The organism is Escherichia sp. TC-EC600-tetX4, assembly GCF_019356055.1.
Lineage (GTDB): Bacteria > Pseudomonadota > Gammaproteobacteria > Enterobacterales > Enterobacteriaceae.
The window spans coordinates 3,144,962-3,163,160 of sequence record NZ_CP079924.1 but is presented as its reverse complement, the minus strand read 5'-3'; the positions used below and the strand labels follow the sequence as shown (position 1 = coordinate 3,163,160).

General features: G+C 53.1%; 12 protein-coding genes and 2 pseudogenes. 3 read left to right on the top strand and 11 right to left on the bottom strand.

Translation table 11 applies throughout. The features are described from left to right. Positions 1 to 24: 24 nt before the first annotated feature. The 11 genes and pseudogenes from KXD89_RS15370 to kdpF form a co-directional block, all read right to left on the bottom strand. Positions 25 to 675 (bottom strand): annotated as a pseudogene (locus tag KXD89_RS15370) (DUF2625 domain-containing protein). A 123-nt stretch (positions 676 to 798) separates the two neighbouring features. Continuing rightward, positions 799 to 933, bottom strand: a pseudogene (locus KXD89_RS15365) (winged helix-turn-helix domain-containing protein); the annotation flags it as partial. Positions 934 to 1,023: 90 nt separating this feature from the next. Further along, the gene (gene potE, locus KXD89_RS15360) at positions 1,024 to 2,343 is read right to left on the bottom strand and encodes a putrescine-ornithine antiporter (RefSeq protein ID WP_000075845.1); all 1,320 of its coding nucleotides are present in this window, start codon (positions 2,341 to 2,343) and stop codon (positions 1,024 to 1,026) included. Next, positions 2,340 to 4,538 (bottom strand): ornithine decarboxylase SpeF, encoded by a 2,199-nt coding sequence (gene speF, locus KXD89_RS15355; protein WP_000040195.1) that lies wholly within the window; start codon positions 4,536 to 4,538, stop codon positions 2,340 to 2,342. The genes potE and speF overlap by 4 nt, the downstream gene beginning before the upstream one ends. A 257-nt stretch (positions 4,539 to 4,795) precedes the next feature. Then, positions 4,796 to 4,900, bottom strand: coding sequence for a leader peptide SpeFL (locus KXD89_RS15350; protein ID WP_211180488.1), 105 nt, complete (start codon positions 4,898 to 4,900; stop codon positions 4,796 to 4,798). 233 nt (positions 4,901 to 5,133) lie between these two features. Beyond that, the gene (kdpE, locus tag KXD89_RS15345; RefSeq protein ID WP_000186076.1) at positions 5,134 to 5,811 is read right to left on the bottom strand and encodes a two-component system response regulator KdpE; all 678 of its coding nucleotides are present in this window, start codon (positions 5,809 to 5,811) and stop codon (positions 5,134 to 5,136) included. After that, entirely contained in the window at positions 5,808 to 8,492 is a 2,685-nt protein-coding gene (kdpD, locus tag KXD89_RS15340) for a two-component system sensor histidine kinase KdpD (RefSeq protein WP_001310640.1), read from the bottom strand. Before kdpD ends, kdpE begins: the two co-directional genes overlap by 4 nt. Beyond that, positions 8,485 to 9,057: a K(+)-transporting ATPase subunit C gene (kdpC, locus tag KXD89_RS15335; RefSeq protein WP_001300431.1), complete on the bottom strand. Its 573-nt coding sequence runs from the start codon at positions 9,055 to 9,057 to the stop codon at positions 8,485 to 8,487. Before kdpC ends, kdpD begins: the two co-directional genes overlap by 8 nt. An 8-nt stretch (positions 9,058 to 9,065) precedes the next feature. Beyond that, positions 9,066 to 11,114: a potassium-transporting ATPase subunit KdpB gene (gene kdpB / locus KXD89_RS15330; RefSeq protein WP_000087939.1), complete on the bottom strand. Its 2,049-nt coding sequence runs from the start codon at positions 11,112 to 11,114 to the stop codon at positions 9,066 to 9,068. 22 nt (positions 11,115 to 11,136) lie between these two features. Next, positions 11,137 to 12,810: a potassium-transporting ATPase subunit KdpA gene (gene kdpA / locus KXD89_RS15325; RefSeq protein ID WP_000741129.1), complete on the bottom strand. Its 1,674-nt coding sequence runs from the start codon at positions 12,808 to 12,810 to the stop codon at positions 11,137 to 11,139. Further along, the gene (kdpF, locus tag KXD89_RS15320) at positions 12,810 to 12,899 is read right to left on the bottom strand and encodes a K(+)-transporting ATPase subunit F (protein WP_001272653.1); all 90 of its coding nucleotides are present in this window, start codon (positions 12,897 to 12,899) and stop codon (positions 12,810 to 12,812) included. Before kdpF ends, kdpA begins: the two co-directional genes overlap by 1 nt. Positions 12,900 to 13,211: 312 nt before the next feature. Between kdpF and KXD89_RS15315 the strand changes: the two genes are divergently transcribed. The 3 genes from KXD89_RS15315 to ybfB all read left to right on the top strand — a co-directional run bounded on the left by KXD89_RS15315 (position 13,212) and on the right by ybfB (position 18,180). After that, on the top strand, positions 13,212 to 13,418 hold the full coding sequence (locus KXD89_RS15315) for a YbfA family protein (RefSeq protein ID WP_000424924.1): 207 nt from the start codon (positions 13,212 to 13,214) through the stop codon (positions 13,416 to 13,418). Between the two features lie 242 nt (positions 13,419 to 13,660). Beyond that, positions 13,661 to 17,854, top strand: coding sequence for a rhs element protein RhsC (rhsC, locus tag KXD89_RS15310; protein ID WP_000015200.1), 4,194 nt, complete (start codon positions 13,661 to 13,663; stop codon positions 17,852 to 17,854). Next, the gene (ybfB, locus tag KXD89_RS15305; RefSeq protein ID WP_000873944.1) at positions 17,854 to 18,180 is read left to right on the top strand and encodes a protein YbfB; all 327 of its coding nucleotides are present in this window, start codon (positions 17,854 to 17,856) and stop codon (positions 18,178 to 18,180) included. Before rhsC ends, ybfB begins: the two co-directional genes overlap by 1 nt. The last annotated feature ends 19 nt before the right edge of the window (positions 18,181 to 18,199 follow it).

Here is an 18,199-nt window from a genome sequence, read left to right as displayed (position 1 = left end):
ATGAAACCCGGACCTGAACATGTCTTATTGCGTGAATGTTTCTTTCATTTGATACTGCATTTCCCAGAGTTCAGTAAGCGAAATAACTTTTCTTGTTCTTGCTTCTTCACTTTGTACCCATAAGAAAGGGTAGAACGTGAAGGCTTCCGTTGCCGATAATTTTATTACGTCTTCTCGCCATTGCTGCCATCGTACATTTTCATAGAAGGTATCTAAATCACCGGATAATGCCCACTGAAGAAACTCAGAATATCCAACTTCCAGACTTTCCCAATTCAGCGTATCTGGCGCAAAATAATAAACGCAGCCAGTATCTTCCCCAAGATCGCCACCATTAAGAGCAAAAATTACCCCTGCGACATCGTCAGCGATGGGTAAAGCCCGCACGCCTGCGAATTCAGGGCGTTGTGTCCAACTTACTGGATCTCGTGGCAACCGGGGGTGACCAGATCCTGCTATGCGTAACTAACCATTATCAATCAGCAGACCTCCGGAGCCATAGACAAGCGCACCCATCGGTGATTTTGTTGTCACCTGTAATTGATAAAGTGCGGTTTCGGCTAAATCTTTATTAACCGGTAAGAGTTCGGTATGGTTTGTGGCGTCTTTTAACCAGTTCTGGATTATTGGCCAGGCTGAATCTTCAGTATTTACTAACTGATTCATTTCACGCATCGCTACTTGCTCCTTGTGTGCTACGGTGTCATTTATGATGAGGAATTGTATGGAACATTTTTTAAATATTAAGTTCCTTATATTTGAATAAAAAATGACTTTATCCATACATTGCCACTTTTTTCAAAGCATAAACCGATACCCAATACCGGTTTCAGTAATAAAATGGCGAGGCCGGGCCGGATCCTGTTCCAGTTTTTGTCGCAGATGCCCCATATAATTACGCAAATAGTTGCTGTGTTCGATCGCGTTTAGACCCTACATCTGCCGGATGCGGCATAAATAACGAACTATTTGCCAACAAACAGAAAGGGCGATCATTCAATCGCCCTTTTTTACTTTGTTTTATTAACCGTGTTTATTTTTCAGTTCAAAGCGTGGTGATACCAGACCATACAGTGTCCAACCAAGGAAGGTCACGATGGAACCGTACAGCATGGCTTCTTCCCCGGATGAGTACAGCGCATAAAAGCTATACATCGCGCCAACAAAAGCAACAAAGTTTGCAACTTTCGCTTTTGAGGGGGGCACATTAGCGACCTTCTGAATAATGACTAATGCCGCCATTGACAGAATATACGGAATGATATTGGTCACCACGGCCAGGTTAACCAGCACGTTGAACTGACTGTTTAGCGACGGGCTAATGGTCATCAGTGCCAATCCACTCTGAATAATCACAATGGTCAACATTCCCTGCACCGGTGCATCCACTTTGGTTACACGGGAGAAAATTTTAGGGAAGTAGCCTTCATCAGATGAAGATTTAAACACCTGGGCAATGGTGAACTGCCAGCCAAGTAGCGAACCGCAGCAGGACATCACCATCAGCGCCATAATGACTTTACCCACTTCCGGCGTGAACATCTGCGCGAAGGCCAGACCAAATGGTGCCGTTGAATTTGCCAGCTCCATATTTGGCACAATCCCGGCAATCACGTTGGTGGAGACGATATAAATCACCGCCGCACCTAACGTACCGCCGAGTACCGCGATTGGCACATTACGTTCCGGGTTTTCCACTACATCAGTATTCGCACACGCAGACTCCAGACCAAGAAAAGCCCACAGCGTCATAGCGATGGAAGAACCTACCGCACTGAAGAACGGTGCATGATGCGGATTCCAGGAATCAACGTACAGCGTCGGGCTAAACCAGAACCAGCCAATAATGCACAGACCGACGACCGGAATAATGACCCCCCACACGGTAATGCTACTGATTTGCCCGGTAATGCGCGCACCACCAAAGTTAGCCACGGTACAAATCCACAGCACCCCGATGGTCGCAAGACCAATCTGCACTGGCGACAAACTCGCGCCGAGCAGTTCGGTGCCGTAACCAACCGCCGAAATAGCAATCGCGACGTTAGCAATCAGCAGTGAGACGCCGTAGGTATAGTTCGCCATAAAGTTACCGGATTTACCGAAAGCATACTCGGCATAACCGCCCATACCGCCTGATTTACGGCTGAACATACCGCATTTTGCGAATGCCCATGCCAGTGCCATTGAGCCTACGGCTGTCACCAGCCAGGAGATAATTGAGATTGTCCCGACTTCGGCAAGCTTTGTCGGCAGCATGATGATACCGGAGCCCATCATGTTGACCATCGTCAGTATGGTTAACTGAACGACGCCCATTTTGTTCGATTTAGCCTGACTCATAATTTTTCCCCTTTCAACAGGGTGCTTTGCGCATCACGAGGCTTGATGACATAGCACCAAACTTGCTTACGACCATCATGTTCTTCGATATAGACACCCTGCAGCTCCGGTGCAAAACCTGGCAGCAGGTTGATCCCTTCTTCCAGAGCGCTGAAGTAACGCAGAACAGCACCACCCCAGATTTCACCCGGAACAACACACAGCACACCCGGAGGATAAGGAAGCGCACCTTCGGCAGCGATACGGCCTTCTGCATCCGGCAGACGAACCAGTTCCACTTCACCGCGTAAATAGGCGTAGTTGGCTTCTTGCGGATTCATGCTGACGCGTGGGAAGTGCTCCTTACGGAACATCTCTTTTTGCAGTTGTTTCACGTTGTGGCGGGCATACAAATCATGCATTTCCTGACACAACTGACGCAGGGTATAACCGGCGTAGCGCTCTTCATGCTGTTTGTAGATGGAAGGTAGCACTTCTGCTAATGGCGCGTCGGACTCAAGCAGTTTTTCGAAGCGTACCAGCAGGGCAACAAGTTGCTGAAGTTTGGCCATATCTTCTGCCGGAGTCAGCAGGAAGAGGATGGAGTTAAGATCGCATTTTTCCGGCACTACGCCATTTTCGCGCAGGAAGTTAGCAAGAATCGTCGCGGGTACACCGAACGCTTCATATTCGCCGTTACGTGCATCAATACCTGGGGTTGTCAGCAACAGTTTGCATGGATCGACAAAGTATTGATTCTCTGCATAGCCTTCAAAAGAATGCCAGTGTTCCCCTGGTACAAACTGGAAGAAGCGCAGATCAACCGCAATTTGCGCTGTTTCATACGACTGCCAGGGTTTACCATCCACCAGTTCAGGTACGAACGGACGAATATGCTGACAGTTATCGAGGATCAGTTTGCGGGCATTAATGCCATTTACCACACAATCCATCCACATATTACGACCGCTGACACCTTCATGCATTTTGGCGTTGATATTCAGTGCGGCAAACAGCGGATAGAACGGGCTGGTGGAGGCGTGCATCATAAAGGCGTTGTTCATGCGTTTGTGCGGTACATAACGCTGTTGCCCTTTGATGTGGCTGTCTTTTTTATGAATTTGTGAAGTCTGAGAAAAACCAGCCTGTTGTTTATGCACAGATTGCGTAACCAGAATACCCGGATCGTTCTCATTAAGATCCAGCAACAGCGGCGAACAGTCCGCCATCATCGGAATAAACTGTTCATAGCCGACCCATGCTGAGTCAAACAGGATGTAGTCACACAGATGACCAATTTTATCCACCACTTGGCGGGCGTTATAAATCGTACCGTCGTAGGTGCCTAACTGAATCACAGCGAGGCGGAAAGGACGAGCCTCTTTTGCCCGCTGCGGTGCGACTTCCGCGATCAGCTCACGCAGGTAACTTTCTTCAAAACAGTGCGCATCAATGCCACCGATAAAGCCATACGGGTTACGTGCCGTTTCCAGATAAACCGGTGTTGCACCAGCCTGTAGCAACGCTCCGTGGTGGTTAGATTTGTGGTTATTGCGATCAAACAGCACCAGATCACCCGGTGTTAGCAGGGCGTTTAAAACCACTTTGTTAGAAGATGAAGTGCCATTTAAAACGAAGTAGGTTTTATCGGCATTAAACACTTTTGCCGCATGTTGCTGTGCAATGCATGGCGCGCCTTCGTGAATCAGCAGATCGCCCATCGCTACGTCGGCGTTGCACAAGTCGGCACGGAACAGCGCCTCACCAAAGTATTCCACAAACTGATTCCCCGCCGGATGGCGACGGAAAAATTCGCCGCCCTGATGACCAGGGCAATCAAACGCGCTGTTACCTTGATTGACATAATCGACCAGTGCGCGGAAGAAAGGTGGGCGCAGTTGAGTTTCATAATGGCTGGCAGCGGTTTCTAACTGGCGACCATAAAATTCTCGTCGCGATTCGCAATTCTCAAAGACACCCGAAATACGGGGCAAATACTCTGCGGGTACACGTTCTTGATTTTCAGTAGCAATAAATACCGGGATGCCATAACCCGTGGCATCGATTTCATCGAGTTTTCCGCATGTAACATCGTTGAGCGATAAAACTATTGCCGCCACATCGATATTACGACTTTCATTAATGTAGATACATTCTCGCTGCGTGGTAAAACAGTCCGGGCAAGAATCACTAACCGCAATTTTTAATTTTGACATTTTTCATCTCTTTATTTTAGGTAATAGCAGGTCCTCAATTTCTCGAATGAGAAATCGATCGTGCCGGAAAAAAGCAAAGTTACCCCGCTGATAAATAAATCAGGTAGATTGCTTTTTTCAGAATGCAGAAACCCTTACCAGTCAGGTGGCTGATAATACAAGGGTTAACAGAGAATGAGCACTGCGGAATACAGGCATATGCCTGTAATACAGAGAGTCAGGAAGACCTGTACGCTGAAGTGCCCTTAGTCGGTAGACTAACGGGCATTGAAGAAGTGAAAGTCGAAGCTATTGCGATGAGCAAACTTCATAATATGAGTTGTCCGCCTTATATGGGGCATAGTGCGGCTGTTATTTTCCATTTAATTTACCTTTCCTGATGTGAATGAAGGTGAAGATATTCTATCCAGGAAATACGGTTGAACTGTGAAGGTGATCAATAAAAAATGATCAATCTTAATTTATTTAATGATGAGCTTTTTACTCAGTAATATAAAATATTGAATTGTTATTTTTGTGTGTTGTTTAAGATAAAAAGCCGTATTTATTATTACGGCTTTAATTAATAAAAGGCAGGCTGTATTAAAATTAATATTCAAAGCATAAACCGATAGCCAATACCGGTTTCAGTAATGAAATGGCGTGGGCGGGCGGGATCCTGTTCCAGTTTTTGTCGCAGATGTCCCATATAAATACGCAAATAGTGACTGTGTTCGACCGCGTTTGGCCCCCACACCTGGTTAAGGAGCTGGCGCTGGGTGAGTACTTTTCCGGCATTGTTGAGCAGCACCGCCAGCAGGCGGAACTCAATTGGTGTGAGATGCACCTCTTCCTCACCCCGGTGAATCACGCGGGCGGCTAAATCGACGGTAACATCGGAAAATTTTACCAGCGGATCGGGCGCGGTGGTGGCAGAGTGGCGGCGTAATGCGACGCGCAGACGGGCCTGCAATTCGCCAATGCCAAACGGCTTACTCAGATAATCATCCGCTCCGGCATCCAGCGCGGCGATTTTGTCGCTCTCTTCGCTGCGTGCGGAAAGCACAATCACCGGCACCGCGCTCCACTGGCGCAGGTCGCGGATAAACTCAATCCCATCACCATCGGGCAGGCCGAGATCGAGAATAATCAAATCTGGCTTACGGGTTGCCGCTTCCAGCAAGCCGCGTTGCAGCGTTTCGGCCTCAAAGACGCGCATCCCGTCGCCCTCCAGCGCCGTGCGCAGAAAGCGACGAATAGCCTGTTCATCTTCAACAATCAGAACGTTTGTCACATATCCTCATGAAATTCTTCAAGTTCAGGGGCAGTTTGCTGGGGAAGTGTAACACGAAAACAGGCACCACCTTCCGGTCGGTTGAACGCGGTAATAGTGCCCCCGTGTACATCCACTATCGCCCGACAAATTGCCAGTCCAAGCCCTACCCCCGGTACTGCCGACTCTTTATTCCCGCGAGCAAACTTATCAAATATCGTCTGCTCCTGGCCTGGCGGAAGACCGGGGCCGTTATCCCAGACATCCAGTTGTAGATTTTCGCCCTCAACGTGGGCATCGATACCAATTTCGGCCTGCGCACCCGCATATTTCACCGCGTTCTCCAGCAGATTAATCAGCACCCGTTCAAAGAGTGGCCCGTCAACGTGGATTAAGGTCAGCGGTTCTGGCAGAGAAAGATTGATGGGCGACGATAAACCCGGTTCCAGCATTTGCAGCGCGCTGCCGACTACTTCTTCCAGCGTTAACCACTCTTTCTTCAAATTAAAGCCGCCGGACTGAATTCGCGCCATATCCAGTAGATTATTCACCAGTCGGGTAGTGTTCAGCACATGCTGACGGATCTCGCTGGCCTGGCGGGCGTGGGGTGATCCTTCGCTTGCCAGATCGAGCGTTAAGATTTCTGCCTGACCAAACAGCACCGTAAGCGGCGTGCGTAAATCATGCGAAAGCGCCGCCAGCAGGGCGTTGCGGATCTGTTCACGTTCGCTTGCCATCCGCGCCTGTTCTTCGCTGGCGGTTAGCGTCAGCCGCTCAAGGGCATTGGCGACTAACAGCGTAAACGTCTCCAGCAGGCGCTGCTGTTCCGGGATCATCAACTGGCGCAGATTCCCCGGCTCCACCACCACCAGCCCGTAGGTTTTCTCGCCGCTTTTTAGCGGCAAAATCTGGTACGGTACACCGGGTAACGTGTCGGTGCCCGCGCCCGCAGGCAGGCCTTTATCAAAACTCCACTGCGCGATGGCATCGTCCCACGGCGTCATTCCTTGCGGATGTGTTAACGGCTGCAATTTACCGTTGTCATCGGGCAACAACACCTGACTGCGGGCATGAAACGTGGAGGCAATAAATTGTTCGCTGGTGGCAGCGATATCCTGCGGACTGCGGCCCACCGCCAGAGCTTTCGACATTTCATATAAGTGCCGTGTGCGTTGCTCGCGGTAACGGGCTACCCGCGCCTGATAACGCACGCCAGCAGTAAGGTTCCCGATCACCAGCCCGACGGTTAACATCACCGCGAAGGTCAGCAGATATTGCACATCAGAGACGGCGAGCGTGCCGCGTGGGGCGATAAAAAAGAGATCGAAACTCACTACATTAATGACGGTGGCAACCACTGAAGGCCAGCGTCCATAAAATAGCGCCACCACCACCACGCCAAGCAGATACAGCATCACCAGGTTGGCGGCATCAAACGCCATCAGCCACTGCATGGCAATTAAGGTGATAACGGCGCATAACGCGGCGGCAACCACGCATCCCTGAATTTGTACACGCCACTTGTCTTTAAAAGAGCGGTTATCCGGCGCGTTGTTAATCGTGCGGGCGGGTGGTTCATCAAGCGCGACCAGCACCTGATCGAGATCGGGGGCGATGCGCGCCAGTCGGTCAGCAAACGTTTCCCGACGCCACCAGCGGCGCGAGGCCGGGCGACCGAGAATAATCTTGCCGAGATTATGTTCACGGGCATAACGCACTACCGCTTTCTCTTCCGCTGGATCAGAAAGTGTTGCCGTCTCCGCGCCCAGTTCCTGCGCCAGACGTAAGGCGCTGAGAATTGCCCGACGTTTTTTTTCCGGTAAGCGGTGCAGGGCAGGGGTTTCAACATACACCGCGTGCCAGACGCTACCCAGCCGTGACGCCAGCCGCGCCGCTGCGCGGACCAGTTTTTCGCTGCCGGTGTTATGGCCGATGCATAAAAGGATCGCGTCGCGCGTGTGCCACACTTTCTCTTCGCCAGGATGCCCCCGCCAGGCGCGCATTTGCTCATCAACGCGATCGGCAGTACGGCGCAGTGCCAGTTCGCGCAGGGCGATCAGATTACCTTTGCGGAAAAAATGTTCAATGGCGCGCTCCGCCTGCCCGGCAATATAGACTTTGCCTTCTTTCAGCCGCTGGCGCAGATCGTCCGGGGGCAAGTCCACCAGCACCACGTCGTCGGCGGCATCGAAAAAAGGATCGGGCACGGTTTCCCGTACCTGAATTCCGGTGACGCCGCTGACCACATCATTCAGACTTTCCAGATGCTGAACGTTGACGGTAGTGAAAACATCAATGCCAGCTTCCAGCAGTTCTTCGATATCCTGCCAGCGTTTGGGATGACGGGAACCTGGCGCATTACTGTGCGCCAGTTCGTCCATTAAGATCAGCGCCGGGCGGCGGGCGAGGGCGGCATCGAGATCAAACTCGCTGATATGCCGCCCACGGTACGCCTGGCGTTTTAACGGCAGAACAGCCAGCCCTTCCAGCATGGCGGCGGTATCTTTTCGCCCGTGGGTTTCTACCACGCCAACCACAATATCCAGCCCTTGCGCCCGCAGTCGCTGGGCTTCTGCCAGCATCGCCCAGGTCTTCCCGACGCCTGCACAGGCACCGAAGAAAACTTTCAGCTTCCCCCGATGCGGCGCGGCAGTTTGTTCCAGCAGACGATCGGGGTCGGGACGTAAGGGTTCGTTATTCATCAAGTTTATCCAGCGCCAGATTGAGTTCAACAATGTTGACAACCGGCTGGCCGATATATTTCACCAGCGGTTGTTGGCTGTATTTTGCGATCAGTTGCGTGAGCTGTTCAACGCTGAGATTACGCGCTTTCGCCACGCGTGGGATTTGCCAGGCCGCCGCTTGCGGGGTGATATTATTGTCCAGCCCGCTTGCCGATGCCGTCACCAGTTCAACCGGAACGCTCGCGCTGGCATCCGGGTTAGCGGCCCGTAATGCAGCAACGCGTGCGGCTATTAGTTTATCCAGCTCAGGGTTACTGACCGCCAGATTGCTCCCGCCAGAAGCCTGTGGATTATAGGGCATTTCTGCCGTTGCCGACGGGCGACCATGAAAATAGCCGTTGCCGGTAAAATTCTGCCCGATTAATGCCGAACCGCGCACCGTATCACCTTCACGAATCAACGAACCATTGGCCTGCCAGGGAAACCACCATTGCCCCAGTACGGTGGTCAGCAGCGGGTAAACGCCGCCAGTAATCAATAACAGAAAGATAAATGTTGATAATGCCGGACGTAATCCACTCATGGTAAACCTCACACCAGACCGCAAACGGTCAGCAGTAAATCAATGACTTTGATACCGATAAACGGCACCAGCAGCCCACCCAGACCGTAAATCCATAAGTTACGGCGCAACATGGCAGAAGCGGTAAGCGGTTTATAACTCACGCCTTTTAACGCCAGGGGAATCAAAAAGACGATAATCAAGGCGTTGAAAATCACCGCACTGAGGATTGCGGAGTCGGGCGAATGCAGGCACATGATGTTCAGCGCATTTAACTGCGGATACGTTGCCGCGAATGCCGCCGGAATAATGGCGAAGTATTTCGCCACATCGTTGGCAATGCTGAAGGTGGTCAGCGAGCCACGGGTCATCAGCATCTGTTTGCCAATGTGCACCACCTCGATCAACTTGGTCGGGTTAGAGTCGAGATCGACCATATTGCCCGCCTCTTTCGCCGCCTGGGTGCCGGAGTTCATCGCCACCGCGACATCTGCCTGCGCCAGCGCCGGAGCATCGTTGGTGCCGTCGCCGGTCATCGCTACCAAACGACCTTCCGCCTGATACTGACGGATCAATGCCAGCTTGGCCTCCGGTGTCGCTTCGGCGAGAAAATCATCGACACCCGCTTCCGCAGCAATCGCGGCGGCAGTCAGACGGTTATCGCCGGTAATCATCACCGTTTTAATGCCCATTTTGCGCAGCTGGGCGAAGCGCTCTTTAATACCGCCTTTGACGATATCTTTCAGCGCAATAACGCCCAGCACACGAGAACCTTCCACCACCACCAGCGGCGTGGCTCCCTGACGCGCAACCTGATCGACTTTTTGATCAACATCGGTAGGGAAGTGACCACCGTTAGCCTCAACATGGCGACGAATGGCATCGACAGAACCTTTACGGATCATGCGGTTGTCGATGTTGATCCCGCTCATCCGGCTTTGCGCAGTAAACGGTACAAAGGTGGCATGGAGCGACTGCACATCGCGCTCGCGCAGGTTAAAACGCTGCTTGGCGAGGATCACAATACTGCGGCCTTCCGGCGTTTCATCAGCCAGCGAAGCCAGTTGTGCGGCGTCAGCCAGCGTTTTTTCATCCACGCCCTGCGCGGGGATAAACTCCGACGCCTGACGGTTACCGAGTGTGATGGTGCCGGTTTTATCCAGTAGCAGAACGTCAACGTCACCTGCCGCTTCAACTGCACGTCCGCTGGTGGCAATCACATTCGCGCCTAGCATCCGGCTCATCCCGGCGACGCCGATCGCTGACAACAGGCCGCCAATAGTGGTTGGGATCAGACAGACCAGCAGCGCCACCAGTACCGTTACGCTGACTGCATTACCGCCCCACGCGGAAAACGGCCACAGCGTGGCGGTTGCCAGTAAAAAGACGATAGTCAGGGCAATCAGCAGAATGGTCAGGGCAATTTCGTTCGGCGTTTTGCGTCGCTGTGCGCCTTCCACCATCGCGATCATCCGATCCAGAAATGTCTCGCCGGGGTTAACGCTACACTCAATCACCAGCCAGTCAGAAAGAATACGCGTGCCGCCGGTGACGGAGGCAAAATCGCCGCCGGATTCACGGATCACCGGTGCCGATTCCCCGGTGATGGCGCTTTCATCGACCGATGCACCCCCTTCAATAACTTCACCATCGCAGGGGATAATATCGCCAGCTTCTACCAGTACGATATCGCCTTTACGAAGTTGGTCGGCAGGAACTTTGTCCGCCGCAGCGCCATATTTCGGCTCACGCAGCTTGCGGGCAAAGGCAGTTTTTTTCACCCCTTTCAGACTGTTGGCCTGCGCTTTACTGCGGCCTTCTGCCAGCGCCTCGGCGAAATTAGCGAACAGTACGGTGATCCACAGCCAACCGCTAATGGCCGCGCTAAACAGCGCATTGCCGGGCATCGCACCGCTTGCCATCGCGATGCTAATACAGGTGGTCAGCAGACTGCCGATCCAGACGATAAACATCACCGGATTGCGCCATTGCGCCTGCGGGTTTAATTTTTTCACCGCTTCTTTCAGCGCCTGAACGACAAGTGTTGGTTCGAATAGCGCCAGTTGTTTACGACTCATATTCAGTGCTCACTCAATATCATCAGGAGAGATATTCCGCCACCGGACCAAGCGCCAGGGCAGGGATAAAGGTCAGTGCGCCAACCAGCAACACGGTGCCGATTAACAGGCCAACAAACAGCGGGCCGTGCGTTGGCAGCGTGCCGGAGCTGGCGGCTTGGCTCTTTTTACTCACCAGCGAACCGGCAATTGCCATCACCGGGATAATCACCCCGAAGCGACCGACAAACATGCAGAACGCCAGTAAACAGTTCCAGAACGGAGAGTTGGCGCTTAATCCGGCAAAGGCGCTGCCGTTGTTGTTAGCGGCGGATGACACGGCGTACAGCACTTCGCTAAAACCATGCGGGCCAGGGTTGAGCATGGCGCTACGTCCGGCGTCGGTCATCATCGCCAACGCCGCGCCCATCAGCACCAGCGTCGGGGTAACCAGAATTGCCAGTGCAGTCAGTTTCATCTCGCGTACGTCGATTTTTTTACCCAGATATTCCGGTGTACGACCAATCATCAGCCCGGCAATAAACACCGCCAGCAGGACAAACAGCATCATGCCGTAAAGACCAGAACCGACACCGCCGAACACCACTTCACCAATTTGCATCAGCCACATCGGCACCATGCCACCGAGAGCGGTAAACGAATCATGCATCGCAATCACCGCGCCACAGGAAGCCGCCGTCGTCACGACCGCAAACAGGCTACTGACCAGCACGCCGAAACGGCTCTCTTTACCTTCCATATTGATGCTGCTGTCCGTGCCCAGTGCCAGCAGATGAGGATTACCCTGAACTTCTGCCCACATCACCACGCCTACGCAGATGACAAAAATCACTGACATCGCCCACAGCAACATGCGCCCCTGGCGGCGATCGCCCATCACTTCACCAAAGGCAAAGCACAGCGCCGTTGGGATCAAGAAGATCGCCAGCATCTGCACGAAGTTGGTCAGTGCGGTTGGGTTTTCAAACGGATGCGACGAGTTGGCATTAAAGAAGCCACCGCCGTTAGTACCGAGCATCTTGATCGCTTCCTGAGAAGCTACAGGCCCCATGGGTAACAGCTGTTGCGCTCCTTCAACGGTATTCACAGCCTGATAAGGCAGAAAGTTTTGCAGCGCACCTTGTTGAATAAAAAACAGTGCAATCAACAACGCCACAGGGACTAGCACCCATAACGTGATGCGTAGCAGATCGACCCAGGCATTCCCGAGCGTGCTCATGCTCTGGCGGGTAAACGCACGGATGAGGGCAAAAATCACCGCAATCCCGCTGGCGGCAGAAAGAAAGTTTTGCACCGTTAAGCCCGCCATCTGGCTGAAATAGCTCAACGTGGTTTCACCGCTATAAGATTGCCAGTTGGTATTGGTGACAAAGCTGACGGCGGTATTCAGCGCCAGATCCCACGACAGCCCTGGCAACTGCTGTGGATTAAGCGGCAGATAGTGCTGACCGAGCAACATAAAAAACAGCACCGCCAGCCCCAGCATGTTCAGGCCGAGAATGGCACAAAGATATTGCTTCCAGTTCATCTCACGGTCAGAGACGCCAAGTGCGCGAAAAAGTACGCGCTCAACGCCCGTTGTACCGGGAAGAGGAATGTCATTAATCAGCCGCGCCAGCCCGCTGCCTAAAGGACGCGCCAGCACCATTAACACCAGTAAAAACGTGGCGATCAGTAAGAACCCTTGCGCAGCCATCAGAACGCCTCCGCATTGATCAGGGCATAAACCAGATAACCCAGTAATAAAAACACCAGCAATACGCCGGTTATCACGCCTGCACTCACAGTGCACCTCCAGTGGCCTAAAAGTGATACCGGAAGGGTAGAATTCTGGCTGCAAAGATTTCGCAAAAATCTGCGGGCGGGGTGTAAAAAAAGTATAAAAATGGCAAAAGCCATGATTTAACTAATGTTTAGTATTAATTTAACTTTTGTGTAACTTAATTACAGGATGAATGTAAATAAACCATCAATAAGCAAAAATAAGTGGTCGGATGAGTAGTAAAATTACACAAAAGGCGGTACTATTTTCATCAGATAAACAAATTCATTTTTCCGGTGCCATTCACCGGGTAGATACAAAAGGGGGAGAAAAGTATGGAACTCTACAGAGAATATCCTGCATGGCTTATCTTTTTACGCCGTACTTATGCGGTTGCAGCGGGCGTTCTGGCGCTGCCTTTCATGCTTTTCTGGAAAGACCGCGCCCGCTTTTACAGCTACCTGCATCGCGTCTGGTCGAAAACCAGCGATAAACCGGTGTGGATGGATCAGGCCGAAAAGGCAACTGGTGATTTTTATTGATTGCTGAGTTTTGAATACATTGAAAACCGCCAGCGGAAACGCTGGCGGTTTTTTGTATCAGGAAGATGTTCAGAGGAATATTTAGACATCGTTATACCAATCGAAACATATATTCATGAAATATATATAAATATTTTCCTAATTGTTCTTATCTGACAGATATCTCACTTAAGGCTTTCTTATAAATCTGTAGGGTTTCGCCTGTCAGCAGACAAATAACCCGATAAAACAAGGATGAGCAGATGAGCGGAAAACCGGCGGCGCGTCAGGGCGACATGACGCAGTATGGCGGTAGCATTGTCCAGGGTTCAGCCGGGGTACGCATCGGTGCCCCCACCGGCGTGGCCTGTTCGGTGTGCCCCGGCGGGGTGACGTCCGGCCATCCGGTCAATCCGCTGCTCGGTGCAAAGGTCCTTCCCGGTGAAACCGACATCGCCCTGCCCGGCCCGCTGCCGTTCATTCTCTCCCGCACCTACAGCAGTTACCGGACAAAAACGCCCGCGCCGGTGGGGAGCCTCGGCCCCGGCTGGAAAATGCCTGCGGATATCCGCTTACAGCTGCGCGATAACACACTGATACTCAGTGATAACGGCGGCAGAAGCCTGTATTTTGAGCACCTGTTTCCCGGTGAGGACGGTTACAGCCGCAGCGAGTCACTGTGGCTGGTGCGCGGCGGCGTGGCGAAACTGGATGAAGGTCACCGGCTGGCCGCACTCTGGCAGGCGCTGCCGGAAGAACTCCGCTTAAGTCCGCATCGTTATCTGGCGACAAACAGTCCGCAGGGGCCGTGGTGGCTGCTCGGTTGGTGTGAGCGGGTGCCGGAAGCGGATGAGGTGCTGCCTGCGCCGCTGCCGCCGTACCGGGTACTGACCGGGCTGGTGGACCGCTTCGGGCGCACACAGACGTTCCACCGCGAAGCCGCCGGTGAATTCAGCGGCGAAATCACCGGCGTGACGGATGGTGCCGGGCGTCACTTCCGGCTGGTACTGACCACGCAGGCGCAGCGGGCAGAAGAAGCCCGGCAGCAGGCCATTTCCGGCGGGACGGAACCGTCCGCTTTTCCTGATACCCTGCCGGGTTACACCGAATATGGCCGGGACAACGGCATCCGTCTGTCTGCCGTGTGGCTGACGCACGACCCGGAATACCCGGAGAATTTACCTGCCGCGCCGCTGGTGCGCTATGGCTGGACGCCCCGCGGCGAACTGGCGGCGGTGTATGACCGCAGCAATACACAGGTGCGCAGCTTTACTTACGATGATAAATACCGGGGCCGGATGGTGGCGCACCGTCACACGGGCCGACCGGAAATCTGTTACCGTTACGACAGCGACGGGCGGGTGACAGAACAGCTAAACCCGGCAGGCTTAAGTTACACGTATCAGTATGAGAAGGACCGCATCACCATCACCGACAGCCTGAACCGCCGTGAAGTCCTGCACACGCAGGGTGAAGGCGGGCTGAAGCGGGTGGTGAAAAAGGAACACGCGGACGGCAGCGTCACGCAGAGTCAGTTTGACGCGGTGGGCAGGCTCAGGGCACAGACGGATGCCGCAGGCAGGACAACAGAATACAGTCCGGATGTGGTGACGGGCCTCATCACGCGCATCACCACGCCGGATGGCAGGGCATCGGCGTTTTACTATAACCACCACAGCCAGTTAACGTCAGCCACCGGGCCTGACGGGCTGGAAATACGCCGGGAATATGATGAATGGGGCCGTCTGATTCAGGAAACTGCCCCTGACGGCGATATCACCCGCTACCGTTATGATAATCCACACAGTGACTTACCCTGCGCAACGGAAGATGCCACCGGCAGCCGGAAAACCATGACGTGGAGCCGTTACGGTCAGTTGCTGAGCTTCACTGACTGTTCCGGTTATGTAACCCGCTATGACCATGACCGTTTTGGTCAGGTGACGGCGGTGCACCGCGAGGAAGGGCTGAGTCAGTACCGCGCATACGACAGCCGTGGACAGTTAATTGCCGTGAAAGACACGCAGGGCCATGAAACGCGGTATGAATACAACGCCGCCGGTGACCTGACCACCGTCATTGCCCCGGACGGCAGCAGAAACGGGACACAGTACGATGCGTGGGGAAAAGCCATCTGTACCACGCAGGGCGGTCTGACGCGCAGTATGGAATACGATGCTGCCGGACGGGTCATCCGCCTGACCAGTGAAAACGGCAGCCACACCACCTTCCGTTACGATGTACTCGACCGGCTGATACAGGAAACCGGCTTTGACGGCCGCACACAGCGTTATCACCACGACCTGACCGGCAAACTTATCCGCAGCGAGGATGAGGGGCTGGTCACCCACTGGCACTATGACGAAGCAGACCGCCTCACGCACCGCACCGTGAATGGCGAAACCGCAGAGCGGTGGCAGTATGACGAACGCGGCTGGCTGACAGACATCAGCCATATCAGCGAAGGGCACCGGGTGACGGTGCACTATGGTTATGACAGTAAAGGCCGCCTCGCCAGTGAACACCTGACGGTGCATCATCCGCAGACGAATGAACTGCTCTGGCAGCATGAGACCAGACATGCGTACAACGCACAGGGACTGGCGAACCGCTGTATACCGGACAGCCTGCCCGCCGTGGAATGGCTGACCTACGGCAGCGGCTGGCTGTCAGGCATGAAACTCGGCGACACACCGCTGGTGGAGTACACCCGCGACCGCCTGCACCGGGAAACGCTGCGCAGCTTCGGCCGTTATGAACTCACCACCGCTTATACCCCTGCCGGGCAGTTACAGAGCCAGCACCTGAACAGCCTGCTGTCTGACCGCGATTACACCTGGAACGACAACGGCGAACTCATCCGCATCAGCAGCCCGCGCCAGACCCGGAGTTACAGCTACAGCACCACCGGCAGGCTGACCGGCGTTCACACCACCGCAGCGAATCTGGATATCCGCATCCCGTATACCACAGACCCGGCAGGTAACCGCCTGCCCGACCCGGAGCTGCACCCGGACAGCGCCCTCAGCATGTGGCCGGATAACCGTATCGCCCGTGACGCGCACTATCTTTACCGGTATGACCGTCACGGCAGGCTGACAGAGAAAACCGACCTCATCCCGGAAGGGGTTATCCGCACGGATGATGAGCGCACCCACCGGTACCATTACGACAGTCAGCACCGGCTGGTGCACTACACGCGGACACAATATGCAGAGCCGCTGGTCGAAAGTCGCTATCTTTACGACCCGCTGGGCCGCAGGGTGGCAAAACGGGTATGGCGGCGTGAACGGGACCTGACGGGCTGGATGTCGCTGTCACGGAAACCGCAAGTGACCTGGTACGGCTGGGACGGCGACCGCCTGACCACGATACAGAACGACAGAACCCGCATCCAGACGATTTATCAGCCGGGGAGCTTCACGCCACTCATCAGGGTTGAAACCGCCACCGGTGAGCTGGCGAAAACGCAGCGCCGCAGCCTGGCGGATACCCTTCAGCAGTCCGGTGGCGAAGACGGTGGCAGTGTGGTGTTCCCGCCGGTGCTGGTGCAGATGCTCGACCGGCTGGAAAGTGAAATCCTGGCTGACCGGGTGAGTGAGGAAAGCCGCCGCTGGCTGGCATCGTGCGGCCTGACGGTGGCGCAGATGCAAAGCCAGATGGACCCGGTATACACGCCGGCGCGAAAAATTCACCTGTACCACTGCGACCATCGCGGCCTGCCGCTGGCCCTTATCAGCACGGAAGGGACAACAGCGTGGTACGCAGAATACGATGAATGGGGTAACCTGCTGAATGAAGAGAACCCGCATCAGCTGCAGCAGCTTATCCGCCTGCCGGGGCAGCAGTATGATGAGGAGTCCGGCCTGTATTACAACCGCCACCGCTATTATGACCCGCTGCAGGGGCGATATATCACTCAGGATCCGATTGGGCTGAAAGGGGGATGGAATTTTTATCAGTATCCGTTGAATCCGATCTCAAATATAGATCCATTAGGATTAGAAACACTAAAATGCATTAAGCCACTGCATTCAATGGGCGGAACTGGTGAAAGAAGCGGTCCAGATATATGGGGGAATCCGTTCTATCATCAATATCTTTGTGTCCCAGATGGTAAAGGGGACTATACTTGTGGTGGCCAAGACCAACGGGGAGAATCAAAAGGAGATGGTCTATGGGGGCCAGGTAAAGCAAGTAATGATACAAAAGAAGCTGCTGGCCGTTGTGACCTCGTTGAAACCGATAATAGTTGTGTGGAGAACTGTTTAAAAGGGAAGTTTAAAGAGGTAAGGCCGCGTTATTCTGTATTGCCTGATATATTCACACCTATAAATTTAGGGCTATTTAAAAACTGCCAAGACTGGTCTAATGATTCTTTAGAAACATGTAAGATGAAGTGCTCCGGAAATAACATTGGACGTTTTATTAGATTTGTATTCACCGGAGTGATGTAATGAAATATATTATTTTTTTATTCAGAGCTATATGGCTGGCTTTATCGCTTTTAATACTATTCTTTTCCATGCATAGACTTTCACTATTAGACTCCACTCGTGATGTGAGCGAGTTAATTAGTCTCATGTCTTATGGAATGATGGTAATATGTTTTCCAACAGGCATAGTATTCTTTATTGCTCTAATATTTATAGGGACTGTATCAGACATTATTGGCGTAAGGATTGATAGTAAGTATATTATGGCGATAATAATATGGCTTTATTTTCTGTCAGGAGGGTATATTCAATGGTTTGTATTAAGTAAGCGCATTATAAACAAATAAATTAAGTTAATTGCTCTTA